At 36.9% G+C, this 16,592-nt stretch carries 11 protein-coding genes; 5 read left to right on the forward strand and 6 right to left on the reverse strand.

Annotation, left to right across the window (positions count from 1 at the left end; all coding sequences use genetic code 11):
• The first annotated feature begins 89 nt into the window (after positions 1-89).
• From FHY60_RS09620 to FHY60_RS09630, 3 genes are all read left to right on the forward strand, one after another.
• Complete coding sequence (locus FHY60_RS09620) at positions 90-1,010, forward strand: metallophosphoesterase family protein (RefSeq protein WP_139904762.1); 921 nt, start codon at positions 90-92, stop codon at positions 1,008-1,010.
• A gap of 184 nt (positions 1,011-1,194) precedes the next feature.
• On the forward strand, positions 1,195-3,822 hold the full coding sequence (locus FHY60_RS09625) for a dynamin family protein (protein WP_139904763.1): 2,628 nt from the start codon (positions 1,195-1,197) through the stop codon (positions 3,820-3,822).
• A 146-nt stretch (positions 3,823-3,968) separates the two neighbouring features.
• Complete coding sequence (locus FHY60_RS09630; RefSeq protein ID WP_139904764.1) at positions 3,969-4,715, forward strand: protease complex subunit PrcB family protein; 747 nt, start codon at positions 3,969-3,971, stop codon at positions 4,713-4,715.
• 58 nt (positions 4,716-4,773) lie between these two features.
• Here the strand turns inward: FHY60_RS09630 and FHY60_RS09635 are convergent, their stop codons facing one another.
• Complete coding sequence (locus FHY60_RS09635) at positions 4,774-5,130, reverse strand: hypothetical protein (protein WP_139904765.1); 357 nt, start codon at positions 5,128-5,130, stop codon at positions 4,774-4,776.
• A gap of 342 nt (positions 5,131-5,472) precedes the next feature.
• Between FHY60_RS09635 and FHY60_RS09640 the strand changes: the two genes are divergently transcribed.
• Both FHY60_RS09640 and FHY60_RS09645 read left to right on the forward strand, forming a co-directional pair.
• Positions 5,473-6,039 (forward strand): serine/threonine protein kinase, encoded by a 567-nt coding sequence (locus FHY60_RS09640; protein WP_139904766.1) that lies wholly within the window; start codon positions 5,473-5,475, stop codon positions 6,037-6,039.
• A gap of 337 nt (positions 6,040-6,376) precedes the next feature.
• Positions 6,377-8,362 (forward strand): fructose-1,6-bisphosphatase, encoded by a 1,986-nt coding sequence (locus FHY60_RS09645; protein ID WP_139904767.1) that lies wholly within the window; start codon positions 6,377-6,379, stop codon positions 8,360-8,362.
• Between the two features lie 40 nt (positions 8,363-8,402).
• Here FHY60_RS09645 and FHY60_RS09650 read toward each other — a convergent pair whose 3' ends face one another.
• From FHY60_RS09650 to FHY60_RS09670, 5 genes are all read right to left on the reverse strand, one after another.
• Positions 8,403-9,278: a VIT1/CCC1 transporter family protein gene (locus FHY60_RS09650; RefSeq protein WP_180375386.1), complete on the reverse strand. Its 876-nt coding sequence runs from the start codon at positions 9,276-9,278 to the stop codon at positions 8,403-8,405.
• Between the two features lie 128 nt (positions 9,279-9,406).
• On the reverse strand, positions 9,407-9,979 hold the full coding sequence (locus FHY60_RS09655) for a Uma2 family endonuclease (protein WP_139904768.1): 573 nt from the start codon (positions 9,977-9,979) through the stop codon (positions 9,407-9,409).
• 118 nt (positions 9,980-10,097) lie between these two features.
• A complete protein-coding gene (locus FHY60_RS09660) occupies positions 10,098-11,390 on the reverse strand; it encodes a TIGR02679 domain-containing protein (protein ID WP_139904769.1) in 1,293 nt (430 codons plus the stop codon).
• 10 nt (positions 11,391-11,400) lie between these two features.
• Positions 11,401-15,462, reverse strand: a complete 4,062-nt coding sequence (locus FHY60_RS09665) for a TIGR02680 family protein (RefSeq protein WP_139904770.1) — start codon at positions 15,460-15,462, stop codon at positions 11,401-11,403.
• Positions 15,452-16,591: a TIGR02678 family protein gene (locus tag FHY60_RS09670; RefSeq protein WP_139904771.1), complete on the reverse strand. Its 1,140-nt coding sequence runs from the start codon at positions 16,589-16,591 to the stop codon at positions 15,452-15,454. The genes FHY60_RS09665 and FHY60_RS09670 overlap by 11 nt, the downstream gene beginning before the upstream one ends.
• Between the last annotated feature and the right edge of the window lies 1 nt (position 16,592).

Raw genomic sequence — 16,592 nt, forward strand, 5'->3', positions numbered from 1 at the left:
CCACTACATTGAAATATATTTTCCATAAAAAGAGCAAATTAATATAGAAAAAGGGTAGTTAAATTCAGCAGCTATACAAGAGGTGTACTATGATATTCGAAAAGAGGTTAGCAGATAAAAGACTTACCTGTGTCTATAAAAATGCAAGAGTTGAGTACTTCGACAATAATTCAAAATATATATTCTTTAGCGACTGTCATAGAGGAGATTGTACCCCCTCTGATGAATTTGCAAAAAATCAAAATATATATTTATTTGCTCTGGAACATTATTATAAAAACGGCTATACCTATGTGGAGGTTGGCGATGGCGATGAACTTTGGGAACATTCAAACTTTAAACATATAAGACTTGCCCATGATGAGGTATATACGGAATTGAAGAAGTTTTATGATGATAATCGCTTGATTATACTATACGGCAATCACAATATCTGTTTGAAGTATAAGAGCATCGTAGAAAAGAACTACTATAAATTCTACGATGAATATAACGAGGAAGAAATAGAATTATTCCCTGGCATAGAATTACATGAAGCTGTAGTCTTTAAGCACAGGGAAACAGGCCAGGAAATCCTGACAATCCATGGCCATCAAGGTGACATAATGAATGATAATCTTTGGTATCTCAACATGCTTACTGTAAGATACTTTTGGAAGTTTCTTCACTCCATAGGTTTTATAAATCCTGCCAGCCCGGTAAAAAGCGCAGAGAAGATACATAAGATAGAACGAATCTACAGCAATTGGATAAAGAAGAACAAAATTATGATCATCTGCGGTCATACCCATAGACCCCATTTCCCCAGAAGTGATGAATTGCCCTACTTCAATGATGGGTCTTGCGTGCGGGCAAGTGGGATTCAAGGTATTGAAATAGCAGATGGAAATATAGCCTTAATTGAATGGAGGATCAGAACCAATTCAGAGGGTGTCCTCAGCATCAGCCGAAGAATATTAAGAGGACCAGAAACATTAGAAAATTTCGATTTAAGGAAAAATTCCTATTAATATAGGGACGGTTTACAATTTTTCGTAGTATAAGAAAAATTGTGTACTGTCCTTTCATAATTGTGTACCATTTTTTTTCATCTATAACAGGAATTTACCTTCCTCTGTAGAATATATAATAACTGTGCAACTTTTAACACCAGCAAATTCACCAAATTCATAGAGAACTGGAGGGAGAAATGACATGAAGGTATTAAGATTGAGTAAAGTCATCGGTGTTCTTGAAGTGATAACAGCCTTAAAGGAATCTCAGGAAGATGCAGTATTTATCTTAAATGAAAATATATTGATTTTTAAGTTTTTAGAGAGCCTGAGTTCTAACGGAGTTAACTTAAGCAAAATTAAAATTGTTAATGAAATTAATTTTAAGTTTGATGCCTTACTGAAAGACAAATACACCGGCGAAATTATTATAGAAGCCAGGACTTTTAGTGAGATTTTGGAAAAGATAAATTATTGTGAAGCTGACAGGTATCTGCTTATTTTATTAACTGATGAAAGGAATAGGGCTTATATCAGCAAAATAATACAGCAATTCATATATATAGACTTACATATTGATGTAATACTTGAAAAAGAAGAAAAACACAGAAATGCAGTTCGTGCCTTTAAGGAGTATTTTAATGAGATAAAGGCATCTCTTTATACGGCAAGGCAAAGAATTTATGATGCTGCAGCTAAGGACATGCATCAATTGGGGAAGTATAAATTTATCAAAATAATTGATGACATAGAGAGCATGGTGCTGGAAGCAGAAGATAGGGAACTTACAGTTGCTGTGATGGCCACTAAAAAGTCTGGCAAGAGCGTTCTTGTCAACAGCTTCTTAGGCAATGACTATGCCCCTACCAGTTTTGAATTGGCCACCCCTAATTCAATAATTTATAAGTGTAATAATGAGAAAAAGTTGGTTTTAAGCTATAGAAATGGCTATAAAGAATTTCAGAACGTTGATCTATTAAGACATTATGTTGAAAGTATCTATAAGAGTGCTGAATATGATATAAAAAGAGGACAACCAGTAGAAGATATGTACATTCACTACATAAATGAAAATCAGCACCACAATAATTTTACCTTAATAGACACCCCGGGCCCCAACCTTGCAGGCAGCAATCATAAAGAGATCGCCTATAAGTGGATTGAAGTTGCGGATGTTATCATTTTTGTGATAGATTATAGTAAATACTTAACCAATGATGAGGAAAAATATTTGAGTGATATAAAGACTATTTTTGACAAGTATGATAAAACTCATTCTTTTATAGTCATTGTAAACAAGATAGACTTACTATATGCCAGTGGGGAGAAAAATTCCGTGGTAAGGTTTTTAGACTATTTAAGGTTTAAGCTTGAGAACCTTGGCTATAGTGGTTTTGTAATTTTTGCAGCCTCAGCCCTTCAGTATTTTACTGCTCTGAAAGTGCCAAAATTAAAAGGCTGTGAACAACTGGTGGATGCCCCTCCCCATGAACTAATCAGGGACTTAAGGAAATGTAAGTCCACTTATATGGGCAGAAAAGAGCTGTCCTTCATAAGAATTTTAGAGGATTATTTAAGGGACCTAGAGGATTACCAAGGAATTGTGGATGCAGATCTGAACACCCTTCTTGAAAAAAGCGGGGTTACCAGGGTGATGGACTATACAAATTATATAGCCACTCAAAAGGCAAGCTTAGAAGTTTATAAAGCCATAATGAGAAAAATTGACGACAGATTTGTCAATATGAAGAATAACTTCTTCTCATTTCAGCTTACCTACCTGAATGATAGGATGAGGATCAAGCAAAAAGAAAAAGAAGAATTAATAAAGGCCATTAAAAAGCTGTATGATGTGGTAAATCTTGCAAATACCGATATAAGTAAAGCCCTGGATTTTACAGGCCTATTAGTTGCAATTGAAAGTCAATGCAACACATCAGACAGTGAGTTATCCAAAATGCTGGAATCCTCAATAAAGAAAGAGATAGATGCCGTCAAGCACTCCCTTTTATGCAGCACAGAGGAGGAGCTTAAAGAGATAGTAGACGGTAATATTGATTATATAAGTAGTAAAGTACAAACCAACTTCCAGAAGATTTTATTGGACATGTTTAATGAAAAAGCCGGTCAATGTCAGAGAAAAGTAAATTCCGAGTTGGATAGGATACAAAAATACTTGTCATTTATTGATAAAGAGATACAAACCAATATTGGTGTCTTTAACGATTATTTAAATACCAGCTTGCAAGTTAACAGTTTAAAGATTACTTTACCAAGGTTAGAGCTTGCCTTTTCAAGGAAAAATTTAGACTTTAGCAAAATAGATGAAAAAGTGAACAATCAAATCCATGACATGCTAAAAAAATGCCTTTATCAAAGGCATGGCGTCATAGGCCACTTGATGAAGCTTGCCACCTTAAATCAAGTAGACAAGCGGTTTGGTAAGTTTGAATTAGACGTGGACAATATCTGCGAAATGTTAAACTCCTTGTCACAGGACATAAAAGTTGATGTGATTTCCACTATAAAAGAGAATAATATAACCTTGCTTAACCATGTGACCACTATTTTAAAAGAAAAACTTCACCAAAAAATTTCTGAAGAAATCAGAGCTGTATTTAACAACTACATGGACCTGATTAAGGAAGTAGAAGATGCCTTCATGGCATCTAAGGCAGATATAGAAAATGATATCAACTTCATCCGGGAAAAGCTGAACTTTCTGGAAGAATCAAGAGACAGTCTGCAGATGTTCTTTAATGTTTGGGAAAGAATTCGTAAAGAAGTAAAGGAGTCTAAACTGGATTTGTGTTCTCCGTGTCCTCATTGAATTCAGTGTTTAATTTTTTTTGCATCGCAGTTTTCTTTTTAAGTACCACATTGCTCTTACGGTTACTTAGATTTACCGATATATTACTTTTGGTGCCTTTTTATTTTTGCAACCGTATATACTAATGAAAGGATGGTGTTATAAAAATGAAATCTCTTTTAAAATTAACAGCGGTTGTTGCAATATGTGCTCTAGTAGCTGGATGTGCAAAAAAAGGAGGTCTTGACACAGGCGAGCCAAAGGTAGATACAGCCCCTGTGGTAACTGTGGGTACAAAACCTGATTCCGGAAGTCAAGGTATAACTGTAAACAAAATATCCTTTGAGGAGGTAGCAGAAGCTGATATCCCTGATACCCTTAAGGACAAGATTGAAAGCTCAAAGTTTCACAGAGGCTTTCTATATGAAGAAGTGGATGGATATTACTATATAGCTATCTTCTCAGGAGAAAAGCCTACCGGAGGATATGGCATAAAAGCAGTATCCATAGAGGATAATGAAGGAGCTACTAATATATTTGTGGAAGAAACTGCTCCAGCAGAAGGAGATTTTGTTGCTACAGTAATAACTTATCCCTATACAGTAATAAAGGCTAAAGGTATTGCTCCTGACATAGCCTTATTCCACAAGGATGGTTCTAACTTTGAAATTTCAGAGTCAGCCCCGGAAAAAATGGCTGTTATAAAGGCTAAAGCTCAGTTCTTAGGCCAAATCGACGTTAACTCCATTGAGGTGAAATTGGATGGTAAAATAGTAGCTATGCAGCTTGGTGCTGTGCTTAGAGATGCTATACAAAACTATAAACTTGAGCCGGATTCTATGATTAATATAGAATACTACGAAAACTCTAATGGTCAGTTTGTAGTTGAATATCTTGAAGAAAAAGAATATTAATATTGGCTTAAAGCCGATAAATTAGGCCTGGTTTCAGAAATGATCCCAGGCCTGATTATTATTTTTTGTCTGATTTTTTGTTTAGTAACAGCTTGGCACCAAAGGCTAAGGCAGCAAGACCAAATGTAGCCGCAGCTGCAGCCTTCTTTTTTGTATCCAACTTCTTTACAGACTGAAACACAGTTTTGATTTGAAATTTTTCTTTATTGTCAGCGCCGGTTTCTTCATTTCTATGACTCTTATGTCCACCCCTATCCTCCTCAAAGACTCCGTTTTCCATGGCCATCTTGTTCAGCATTTCGATGGTTTCCTGATCTTCATAGGCCAATAAGCTATTTACCAAAATACTTCTTGCCTTGCCCAAATTATTTTCATTCAGTGCCTTACTCATATCATCTATCAATTTTTGATTCATAATGCTACCTCCACAAAAAATTCTTATTACTGATGACTATGTTTTGTCTTCAATACCTCTAATAAGTATTATTCAATAATTATGCATATAAAATACTTTATAATAATTATATTATGTAAATACAATATAAGACAACTTTTTGTATATAAAATAATTGTAAGAGCTTAACAGGCTAATTCCTCCGGTTAATTTTTTTTTATTATTGTGACAACTTCTATCTTAAACCATAGAATATTATACGGACTATTTTAATGTATCCTTCTTCATTCCATGTCAACTTAAAGCCTTATAGCCTGCAAAATAAAATAGTTAACTAGCAATTTCGATAAGAGAGGAGATGCTATGAAAAAATACAGGCGGTACAGAGCAGAGTTTTTAGGTTATGACATCGATAAACTTAAACTAATTGGAATGGGCCATGAAGGCAAGGTCTATCTTCTGGCCAATGATAGAGTACTAAAGGTTTTTTATAAAGAGGATTCCTGTAAAAAACAGATCGAAATACTCATCAAGGCTCAAAACAGCAGATTTTTCCCAACTGTATACGCATTTGATAACCGTTCCATAATTATGAGCTTTGTTTACGGCAGTACCCTATCCTATTACTTAAGGCAAAATAATATCAATAAACATATTTCTCTAGAACTTTGTAAACTTATAGATGAGTTTAAAAGACTGCAATTTACCAGACTTGACATGCGTCTTGGACACATATTCCTACAGCCGGATGAAAGCATTAAAGTCATAGATCCAAGAGACAGTTTTAAAAAGAAAGTGCCCTATCCCACGTCCATGTTACGGGGCCTGCAAAAGAGCGGTGAGTTAATGGAATTCTTTAGATATATCCAAAATGACTACCCGCACTACTATAAGTACTGGATGAAAATGATGGCAAAGGCGAAGTGCTAGGCGAGGGTGAGCGGTGCGGTGCCGTCAAATGGCAAGTGGGGTGCCTCCCCCATGGGTGCCCCTTTGGGTGCCCCCTTGGGTGCCAGGCACCTCACAACTCACATCTCACATCTCACATCTCACGTTTTGTATCTTATCTTCACGGAGCCTGCACAAGATGTGATATGTGAGGAGGGTGGCACCTCTCAGTGGCACCTCACAGTGCAGAGTAGGTGTTACCAGAAAACACTTCTTTAAAATAGTCAAAGTCAATTGATGACATAATTGGTTAAGTTGTAAGTTACTCTATCTTTTCATATAATTAAGAAAAAGCCCTGTCTAAAGGAGGATCTGATCTATGAATTCCAACGGTAAAATTACCTTTGATGAAGCAGATCTACATTATTTAAAACTGCTCTCTAAGCAATATCCAAACATAGCTGCAGCCAGCACAGAAATAATAAATCTGCAGGCAATTCTAAATCTGCCAAAGGGCACGGAGCATTTTATATCCGATGTTCATGGTGAACATGAGTCCTTTAGCCATGTTTTAAGGAATGCCTCCGGTGTAATAAAGCGAAAAATCGATGACGTATTCGGAAACTCCTTGAGAGAGTCTGAAAAAAAGAGCTTAGCCACAATCATTTATTACCCTGAACAGAAGCTGGAATATATATTGAAAGAAGAAAAGGACATAGAAGACTGGTATAAAATAACCCTTTACAGATTAATTCAGATATGTAAGGTGGTGTCCTCTAAATACACCCGGTCAAAGGTGCGAAAGGCTTTACCTAAGGACTTTGGCTATATTATAGAGGAGCTCATCCATGAAGACAGTGACGTTGCCAACAAGCAGCACTACTATAACAACATCATTGAAACCATAATAAAGCTGGACAGGAGCAACGCCTTTATTATATCAATCTCAAAACTTATACAGAGATTAGCTATTGACAGGCTTCATGTTATTGGTGACATATACGACAGAGGTCCTGGAGCTGACATAATTTTAGATACCTTGATGGACTATCATTCCCTGGACATACAGTGGGGTAACCACGACATAGTTTGGATGGGGGCAGCAGCTGGCAGCGAGGCTTGTATCTGCAATGCAATCAGGTTCTCCGCAAGATACGCCAATCTCCACATCATAGAAGAAAGCTACGGAATTAACCTGCTTCCCCTGGCAACCTTCGCCATGGAGTATTATGACGATGATCCCTGTACAAATTTTATGCCTAAGTCTATTGCCGCCAAGGAGTTACCCGAAAAGGAGTCCAGACTCATTGCCATGATGCATAAGGCCATCACAATAATTCAATTTAAGCTTGAAGGACAAATAATAAAAAGGCATCCAGAGTATGATATGGATAGCAGACTGCTTTTAGATAAGATTGACTATGAAAGGGGAACAATTTGCTTAAATCAAAGGGAATATGCCCTCAATGACAGACATTTCCCAACAATAGACCCTGCTAATCCCTATGAATTGACTGTAGAAGAAAAGAAACTTATAGATAAACTAAAGTCCTCTTTCATTAGCAGCATCAAGCTCCAGGAACATGCCCGCTTTCTCTTCTCCAAGGGCAGTATGTATACGGTTTATAACTCCAATCTCCTCTTCCACGGCTGCATACCTATGGATGAAGGCGGCAACTTTAAAAAGATAAAGATAGGTGGAAGGGCTTACAGCGGAAAGATATTTTTTGATGAAGCGGAAATATTGGTCCGAAGCGGTTATTTCAACAACTGTGTTTCAGAGGAAAAACAAGATGGTATGGATTTTGCCTGGTACCTGTGGTGTGGTCCTGACTCCCCCCTCTTTGGCAAGAAAAAGATGGCCACCTTTGAAAGATATTTTATAGATGATGAGGAAACTCACATAGAAGAAAAAAATCAATATTTTTATTTGAAGGATGATGAAGAGATTTGTAATAGGATCTTGCGGGAATTTGGTCTGAATCCTGATAATTCTCATATTATCAATGGCCATGTTCCTGTAAAAGTCCGTAAGGGTGAAAGCCCCATAAAGGCAAATGGTAAGCTGCTTGATATAGATGGGGGATTTTCCAGAGCTTATCAGCCGGAGACCGGTATAGCCGGTTATACTCTGATATATAATTCTTATGGACTTATACTGGCCTCGCATGAACCCTTTGAATCAACCATAAAGGCCATTGAAGAAGAAAAGGACATCCTATCCACCAATGTGATACTGGAGCAGGTTTTTGTGAGGAAAACCGTTGGAGACACAGACATAGGGGCTGAGCTCAGAAATCAAATTAAAGATTTAACCATGCTGCTCACCGCCTACAGAAATGGACTTATCAAGGAACAGGAATAAAAAGCAAGACAGAGGGACGCAAACAACGTCCCTCTGTCCCCTAAACATCAATTCCCAGGAAGTGCTTTACCACTATGCCCACCAGGAAGGAAAGGGCTGCTACAGACAAGCTTATTACGGCCATTTCTACAAATCTCTTCTTGAATGGCAGGTCTTTAGCCACAGAAATATAATAGGTAAAGACAAAGATAATAAGTACTACAATCACCAGCATTATTATCAATGCTTGTATATAATTATCCCTTGGTAAAAGCAGATAAGGCAATACTAGTAAGATAACTGCAAAAATATACATTATACCAGTATACAAGGAAGACTTTAAGGCATTGGAATCTCCTTCTGACCGGGCTGATAAATACTCTGAAGAGGCCATGGATAAGGTGGCGGATATGCCGGTGATCAAGCCGGAAAGGGCTACTAACTTATTATTCTGTAGAGCAAAACTTAAGCCCGCTAGGGTACCAGTGAGCTCTACCAAGGCATCGTTCAGCCCTAATACCATTGAACCTACATATTGCAACCGTTCCTCATTTAAGAGGCTGATTAGGACCATTTCATGAGCTTCTTCCTCCTGATATATCGTTTTTGCCTCAGGGACCTCAGTGATTAGTTTTGAATAAATATCTTGTGCGTCTTTCTCAGACCTTTCCATAATTTTAATGGCAAAGGTATATCCAAAAATTATGCTCAATAATGTATATATAAAAACTTTAAACTTATTTGCTTTCAGATTTTTATTTGTATATCTGCGCCAAATTTCACTATGGACGCCCTCCTCATCTCCAATACGCTTCAGTGTATCCCTTTCAGTTTGACTTTTCACTCTCTTTGACAAGTTAAGATAAATAGCTTGTTCTGTAACCTCGTTTTGCTGAAGCTGAAGAATAATCTTTTCTGTTTCGTTTGATATAATCATAATATACACCTCCAGTTGAATGAAAAACTTTATGGTATTGTCCAAGAGCAAGAGCTCTATCAGCTTAAATAAGCTTCGAGCTCTTTTTCATGCTTTCTTTCTTCTTTTATCAATCCGATGAAAAATAATTACCAAATACTTTTTAAATAAATGGTTAGGTCTTTAAAAATGCTAACTTTGATACTATCCTCTTCGTTATATATTTCCGGCATTCCATACTTGCCATCTTCCATAATTTTATACACCAGTACATTTTTCTTCATTGGATTTACAATCCAATACTCTTTCACACCAAAATCTCCATATAAATTTAACTTTTTAACATAGTCAATAAAAGTTGAAGACTGTGATACAATTTCGATAATAAAATCCGGAACTCCTTTAGCTCCCTTTTCGTCCAGTTTTTCACTATCACATATTACTGTAATATCTGGCTGCACAACATTCATTATATCCTTATCATCTTGTGTCTCATCCTTACATAGCCTAACGTCAAAGGGGGCTGCATAAACCCTGCATTCTTTCCCCTGTAAGTAAGATCTTATTTGGAAGAATAATTCCCCTGATACTTCCTGATGAATTCTCATAGGAGCTGGCGCCATATAATAAGGTGTTCCTTCGATAATCTCATATTTTTCTTCATCTGACCAATTTATATAATCCTTGTAGGTATATCTCTTGTTTTTTATTGGAATAGCCATTATCACCCCTCCTTTAAACTTCTAACTTTATACCATATTATCAATATTATATCATATAAACATAACTCTTTAGGGCTTTATTTGTTTAATATCTTCATACTCCAAATTTCTAGTTTCCTTATAGTTCACCCAGAATACGAATTATATCCTGACAATAAAAATCCACCAGCAACTCTTGATAACCAGCAACCTTTTCTCTTTTCAATTCTTCTGCCAACTTCTGTAGATCTAGGTCAGCTATGTTATCTAGTTTATTTATCCTGTCTTCAAAAGAGGCAGTGCCTTTAATTTTATGGTAATTTTCTATGTTCATTCCCCACTGAACTAATTTTTCACCATATCTTCTTTTCAAATTATCACATATTTGCAGCCCTTCCGGGTCAAAATCACCGCTGTAATAGATGGTGGTTCCGCTTTCAGCTAATTTGTCAATGATCATCAAAGATGAGATATTAGGCTGGCCACTTATGCATATAAGTGATGGGTTCTGTATTTCACAGTTTTTTAGTACTTCATAAAAAACCGTAGGATTTTCAAATATAAAAACCACATCACCCTTAGCCTTCAATCTCTCAATCCTATTCAGATTATAAATGTTTAGAATAAGTGGCTGCCGCTCTCTTCTGAACCATTTAGTGCCTTCAACTTCTCCTTCACTGTCATAAGCAAATAGTCCTGCAGTGATGGTAGAATTTGAGACCTCATCTCTTAAAATTCCAACACTATATAAAAGGTCATTGATTCCCTCGGCATTGTTTATATAGTTTACTCCCTTAAGGAAAGCTATGGCATTAATGAGCAGCTTCCCGGGAACCGTAACTATGTCAAAATAATGAGAATCCTTAGTTATATTTGAGGAAAAGGTAGCCAGAGGAACTGCCTTTTTTGCATCATAACTTAGTGAATCTAAGGCCTTGGAAAGATTTTTGATTATGGTCATCAGTTCCTCTTTATCTTCTTTATAGAGTTTTAGCACAATATTATAACCATATTTTTTAAACTCTTGCAAAGACTTCAACCACATTTTTGTAATGTCACTGCCGGAGTCTTCAATGATTTTTTGAAAGAACCTTTCCTTTTTCAGTTCCTTTTCCTCTCTGATTTCCCTATTGGTTTTAAGCTCTCCTTCAACATATTCACTTAAAACTTCCAGGAAGTCTATCCCCTGAAACCTTCCTTTAGAAAAGAACTCTATAAACTTTTTTACATTTATTTTCCCAGCCCTTTTTCCGTATATTTCCGGATTTAGAGGTGCCAAGAGCAGCACCTCTTCTTCCGTCAAAGTTTCCAGAAAAATACTGCCCGTCAATTTCCCTGTTTTTTTATACTTGCTGTGCAGTTCCTTCAGCACCTTTTCATATTCAGGTTTAGCTTTTAGGTACTGCACAGCCTCCCCTATTTTACTATCCATCACACACCTCTTAAGAAACCAATACCTTTTCCTTGCCGTTCCAGTGGTACCTCAGTACCGTAACCACATCATCATTTTCTTCTCTAATAAGTTCTGCTATATTTAAGCTTTCCACAGTATCATAGTCCCCCCAAAGTATTTGTGAATTTAGAATATAGTCTAAATCCAGCACCTTTAGAAGTCTAAACATGTCTCTTATATTATTTTCATCTACTCCGGCAAAGGCTTCATCCATGGTTATAATTCTTGGGCACTCCTTCTTCGCCTTTTCATAACGGGCATAGATTGCAGAAAAAAGTGGAATATACATAGACATGGCCTTTTCTCCACCGGAAAACTGAAAGAATGCATTGTTAGTAAGTTCTTTTTTTCTTTCACCCTTCTTTGTATAATGAAGCTTGAACTCATACCACAGCCTATAGTCTAAGACCTCTTTAATAACGGAATGATAGTTCCTGACTTCTCCGCTGCCCTCATATTTTCTGAGGGCTTCTTTAACCTTTGCTCCGAAATGTTTTGCCAGACTTTTCAGCTCTTCCTCAGTGCACCGGTCTCCCCTTTCCAGTATATCCATAAGTACTGATATATCCAGCTGTCCTTCACTTTCCGCCTTTTTAGGTGTCCAGGTTAAGCTGAGTTTCAAAGAACTTGATGTATCCATACTTTCCATAAGGGCGTTGATTTTACTTACCCATGCCTTGGACTGATATATTTTTGCCTTCACCTTTTGACTTATGGTGTTCATAAGCACATCCTCAAAGATTCTTCTTTCCTCCTCATTTATGAGCAAACTCTGTTCCTCTATGCTTTTCTTAATCTCCTCCAGCAGACCTAAAAAGCCCACATCCTTTCCGGCTACCCTACACCTCAGTTCTTTTCTGGCTTTAAACCATTTGAAGTCATAGTCTTCCCTATCATCATTAAAAAGCTCAGTCAGCTTTAAGTTGTATTCCCGCAGGTCTCCTGAATTTTTATTGATACTTTCAATTAGATTATTGGAGTAATACTCCCTATTTTTATCCTGGGGAAAGGCCAACTCCTCAACAATTTTCTTAGAAATATCCATTGGACTTCCTTCTTCCTTTGGCAGCAGCAATTCCAAGGCATACTCTTCTTCGAAGATATGCTCCAATTCTTTTAATACTCCTTCTTCATGTTCAGCCACAGTCTCAAGTTCACTTATTTCATTTCTGAAGACTTCAAGTCTGTTTTCCAGCTTACCCCTTTCATTACTCAGAGTGTTGATCAATTGAGGATGGGATTCTCTGATTCTAAGACAGAGGTCAATTTCTCTTTCAAGTTCTTCGAGATTTGAGGTTTCCAGAACCTTTTTTATAGCATTTTCTTTTATTTCATCCGCCTTTATGTCTCTGGACAATATATTAATTTCGCAGTAAAGATTATCTATGTCCGTGCGAAGTTCCTCAAGACTGCTCTCATGGACTCTGATAATGTTTAATCCATGCTTTAAATCCTTCTGCATTAATATGACCTCATTAAGCTTTTCCCTGTATTCTGATAAAATTTCCAGTGCCACTTCTAAGTCACTGACGCTGTGATTTAAGGTTATGGACGCAGTTTTTTCAAAGCATTCCACTTTAATTCTTCTCAAATCTTCCTCATAGTCATAGAGCTTATTATTCAGGATAATTAGACTTTCATCCAAATCCTTGAGCTTAATAACATGATCTTTAATCAGTTTCAGTGCTTCCTCCATATTTCCCAGTGATGGGGCCTTGCTGTATTCAAGCTTCAACAAGTTTAAGTCTTCACTTAGAATGTCCTTTTCCTTTTCTAAGACCTCAATGTTCCTATTCAGATCACTGATTACTTTAAATTTTTCTCCGATTAGGTCTTCTATATGTCTCTTTCTAGAAGCTTCTCCAATGTACTTTTGCACATAATCAATAGGTCCCTTACCTCTTAAAACACCAATTCCATAACAGCCCTTTTCATCTACATAGGTCAAGGTGTTTTCTTCTAAAAAGATACCCTGAAGGACATTATCTACCGTTTGGAAGGCTACATCCCCTATGGCTTCCTTATCCACTTTCAGATAAGAACTTAAATTATGCCTCATAAAGTTTGGTTCTGCAAAAATATACCTGTCTTCCATTCCCTGTTTAAAATCCAGGGCCCTATACTTATATTTTTCATCTATTATTAGGGCATCGATGAGGCCCATATCTACCAGGGCCGCTTCAAGCCTGTTTTTTAAAGCCTCATCACAGCTTTTATGAAAGTCTACGGCCTTGTAAAAAGGAACAAAGGGGATTCCCTCTTCAGTCAATCTCTCCCTGTTCTTAATTACCCCTGCTGTCCTTTGAAAAGGTATATCCTTCTTTTGTCTAAGTTCTTCAATCTCCCTTTCTATGGTGCTGATCTTTTCATTAAGCTCAATAATGTTTATATCTCTCCTATGGATTTCTCCCTTGAGGAGGTTTTCCCTCTCCCCATAAAACTCCCGGACCATACTACTTATGTTATTAATATCCTTAAAATCATTTATTTTGTCAACTGCAGAAAAACTCCTCTTTTGCTCCTCTTCCCTTAGGGCAAATACCCTGTTTGCCTGGGACCATTTTAATAGTTCAACCTTATAATTTTCCTTTTCATTTACAAAGAGTTCTTCAACGCGCCTCATATCCCTTCTTGCCTCTTCAAGGGCTTTAGCTTTTTCGTCTCTTTCTTCTGTTAAAGCCATTACCTTCTGGCGCTGGTCCTCGTACAGTTTCAAAGCTTTTACTCCCTCTTTTAGCTTATTGCTGTAGCTTTTTAAGGATATATTTAAGAAGCTAAAATCGTAATCATAAATCCTATCTAAATCCTCCACTTTTTCAAAAGCTTCTTTGCTTATTTCGAAGCCTTCCTGAAAATGAGCTTCTTCTGCCAAAAAATCCAGCTCCTCCAGCAAGCCCTTTGCCTTATGCTTATGCAGGTCTTGAGCATCTTTTTCACTCTTTAGCTTAAACTCTATTTCCCTGTCCTTTTTCTTTTTCTCCTCTAGAGATCCTTCCTTGCTTTTAAAGACCTTTTTATTGTCACTGATTCTTTTTTCAAGGTCCAGAAGGTCCCTTTTAAGTTTAAGTTCCTCCCTGTTAATAAGCCCTTCATACTTTTCCTCTGCAGTTTGAAGTTCAGCTACCATTCTTTCCTGTTCTTCTAACTTGTTCTTAAACTCCTCTTCAAGCTTTTTAATTTTCTTTTTCCTTTCATCCTTATCCTTTTTTACAGTATCTACTTTTCTCATCTGCTCCATAAGTTTTCTGGCCTTTTCTGTCAAGATAAAACCGTTGTATTTATCATAGTGATATTTGATATTTTGAGCAGCTTTGTATGCCTTCTTATTTTCCTCTAAGGTAGCTTGATAGTTATCCATGTTTTCCATTGAGTCGGATATGGGCCTTAAGTCCTCTTCAGACAGCACCTTTAAGGAGTCTGTAAGGATCTTATAGATTTCCGTAGGCTTAAAGTCCTTTGATAGTTTTGGACTTCTTATGCTTATCAAGATATTTAGCAGTTCTTCATAGGACTCTATATCATCAAAACCAAAGAGATACTCATTCACCTTTTCCATGTACTTGCTCTGGGATTCTGTATAAAAGTTTCCCTCTCCCAGCTCATTTTCCAGCTGTTTTTTACTAAGGGGTATCATATCCCCTGCCTCTCTGTAAAGAAAAAGATCTTTATTTATCCTTCGTCCATCACTCAGAATAAAATACCAGCTTTGCAGCGGTTTATTTTTAATAGCTTTTACCCCCATGCCAATAGTAAGATAGTTATCCGTAGAAAGCCTCTTGAACTCTATATATAAATAGGCAGTCCTTTCATCGGTATCCTCATCCAAAAGATAGTTGGCAAGAGTTCTGGACTTGGTTCCAAAGGGATCCAATCTTTCCGGAGCTTTATTGCCGTCCAATAACAGAGGAATAAAACTTTGCATAGTTACGGACTTTCCACTGCCGTTACTGCCTCTCAAAAGTAATTTTCCTTCTGCCAACTCAAATTCCTCTACATCATAATACCAAAAATTCACTAGTCCAAGTTTATTCACAGTCCATCTATTGTTCATCTGTATATTCTCCTTTATAATCCTTGGGGTAATCCCCCTGAATTTTGCCGCAGAGAGGCTGAATTTTAACAAGCTCTCCTTCTTCCTTTACCATAGAAAGTTTCTCCATAAAATCTATGACCTCATAACAAAGCTTCCCTAAAGACATCTCCCTATATTCCTTGCTCCAGCCGTTTCCCTTCTCGTTCTTAACATAGGTGATTAAATCTTCGAATTCTTCTTTCTTCAATACAGCTATGTCCTCTGCATTTAGGACCATTCTTTTTCCTCTTATCCTTTTATTTAATTCTAAGTTTACATGGAGGATCACATCGGATATGCCTTTAGAATCCGGAAAAGCCAAAAAACCCTTATCTTTCTCCGGTGGAACTAACATAGCACCGTTTCTGTGAACGTGAAGGTTCCAGCCTAGGTACTTTTTAAAGTCCTCCTCAATTATATTTCTGTAGTTTTTTATATACTCAAAATCCTCTTCATAGCCTGCTTCCTTATAGACAATGGGTGAAAGTAAAAGCCTGCGGTATACCCTGTACCTTCTAAGCACCCCTTTATCGCTGTCTGAGTCATATTCTTCCCTTTCAACTATATCCTTTACGGTAGTTTCCTCACTGATTTCAGTGTTGAAATTCCTTACCATATACTTTGAAATTCCTGTGCTTTCAAAAAGTACTTCCTTACTTGGTTCCGATGCAAAGCTGTCCTCATTGCCATCATTTATCCTGATGAGATTATACTTTGTTACAAACTTCAACACCTTTATAAGGTTTTTTCTGGTAAAGTAATCAGTCCACTCAACCTTTTCTCCAATAGAGTTTGAAGCTATAAATTCCGTGATATGTGAAAGCAGAAACTGCTCATCCTTTCCCTTATCCTCCAAAAAAATCAACAGTAAAAGAAGAAATACATACTGCTGTGGATCTTCAAAGTCCTCTATTCCCATAAAAGACTCACTTTTTCCAGGAAGTTTTTCCAGCTTAATAAAGTCCCCTCTGATTATAAGCTCATAGCCTAACTTATCCACTATGAAACTCTTAAAGGCCTTATAGTTATCTTTAATCTGATAATACAGCTCCTTATCCCTATCTTTAAAAATAATGTAATTGCACAGCAGTTCTTTTAAGTACTCCATG

It is taken from the genome of Clostridium thermarum, from assembly GCF_006351925.1.
Classification (GTDB): Bacteria; Bacillota; Clostridia; order Clostridiales; family Clostridiaceae; genus Clostridium_AU; species Clostridium_AU thermarum.

What these genes read in the sequence shown, in the direction of transcription:
- FHY60_RS09640 (WP_139904766.1), top strand. Translation starts at nt 5,473, where the DNA reads ATGAAAAAATACAGGCGGTACAGAGCAGAGTTTTTAGGTTATGACATC.
- FHY60_RS09660 (WP_139904769.1), bottom strand. Translation starts at nt 11,390, where the DNA reads ATGGATAGTAAAATAGGGGAGGCTGTGCAGTACCTAAAAGCTAAACCT.
- FHY60_RS09650 (WP_180375386.1), bottom strand. Translation starts at nt 9,278, where the DNA reads ATGATTATATCAAACGAAACAGAAAAGATTATTCTTCAGCTTCAGCAA.
- FHY60_RS09625 (WP_139904763.1), top strand. Translation starts at nt 1,195, where the DNA reads ATGAAGGTATTAAGATTGAGTAAAGTCATCGGTGTTCTTGAAGTGATA.
- FHY60_RS09620 (WP_139904762.1), top strand. Translation starts at nt 90, where the DNA reads ATGATATTCGAAAAGAGGTTAGCAGATAAAAGACTTACCTGTGTCTAT.
- FHY60_RS09665 (WP_139904770.1), bottom strand. Translation starts at nt 15,462, where the DNA reads ATGAACAATAGATGGACTGTGAATAAACTTGGACTAGTGAATTTTTGG.
- FHY60_RS09630 (WP_139904764.1), top strand. Translation starts at nt 3,969, where the DNA reads ATGAAATCTCTTTTAAAATTAACAGCGGTTGTTGCAATATGTGCTCTA.
- FHY60_RS09655 (WP_139904768.1), bottom strand. Translation starts at nt 9,979, where the DNA reads ATGGCTATTCCAATAAAAAACAAGAGATATACCTACAAGGATTATATA.
- FHY60_RS09635 (WP_139904765.1), bottom strand. Translation starts at nt 5,130, where the DNA reads ATGAATCAAAAATTGATAGATGATATGAGTAAGGCACTGAATGAAAAT.
- FHY60_RS09670 (WP_139904771.1), bottom strand. Translation starts at nt 16,591, where the DNA reads ATGGAGTACTTAAAAGAACTGCTGTGCAATTACATTATTTTTAAAGAT.
- FHY60_RS09645 (WP_139904767.1), top strand. Translation starts at nt 6,377, where the DNA reads ATGAATTCCAACGGTAAAATTACCTTTGATGAAGCAGATCTACATTAT.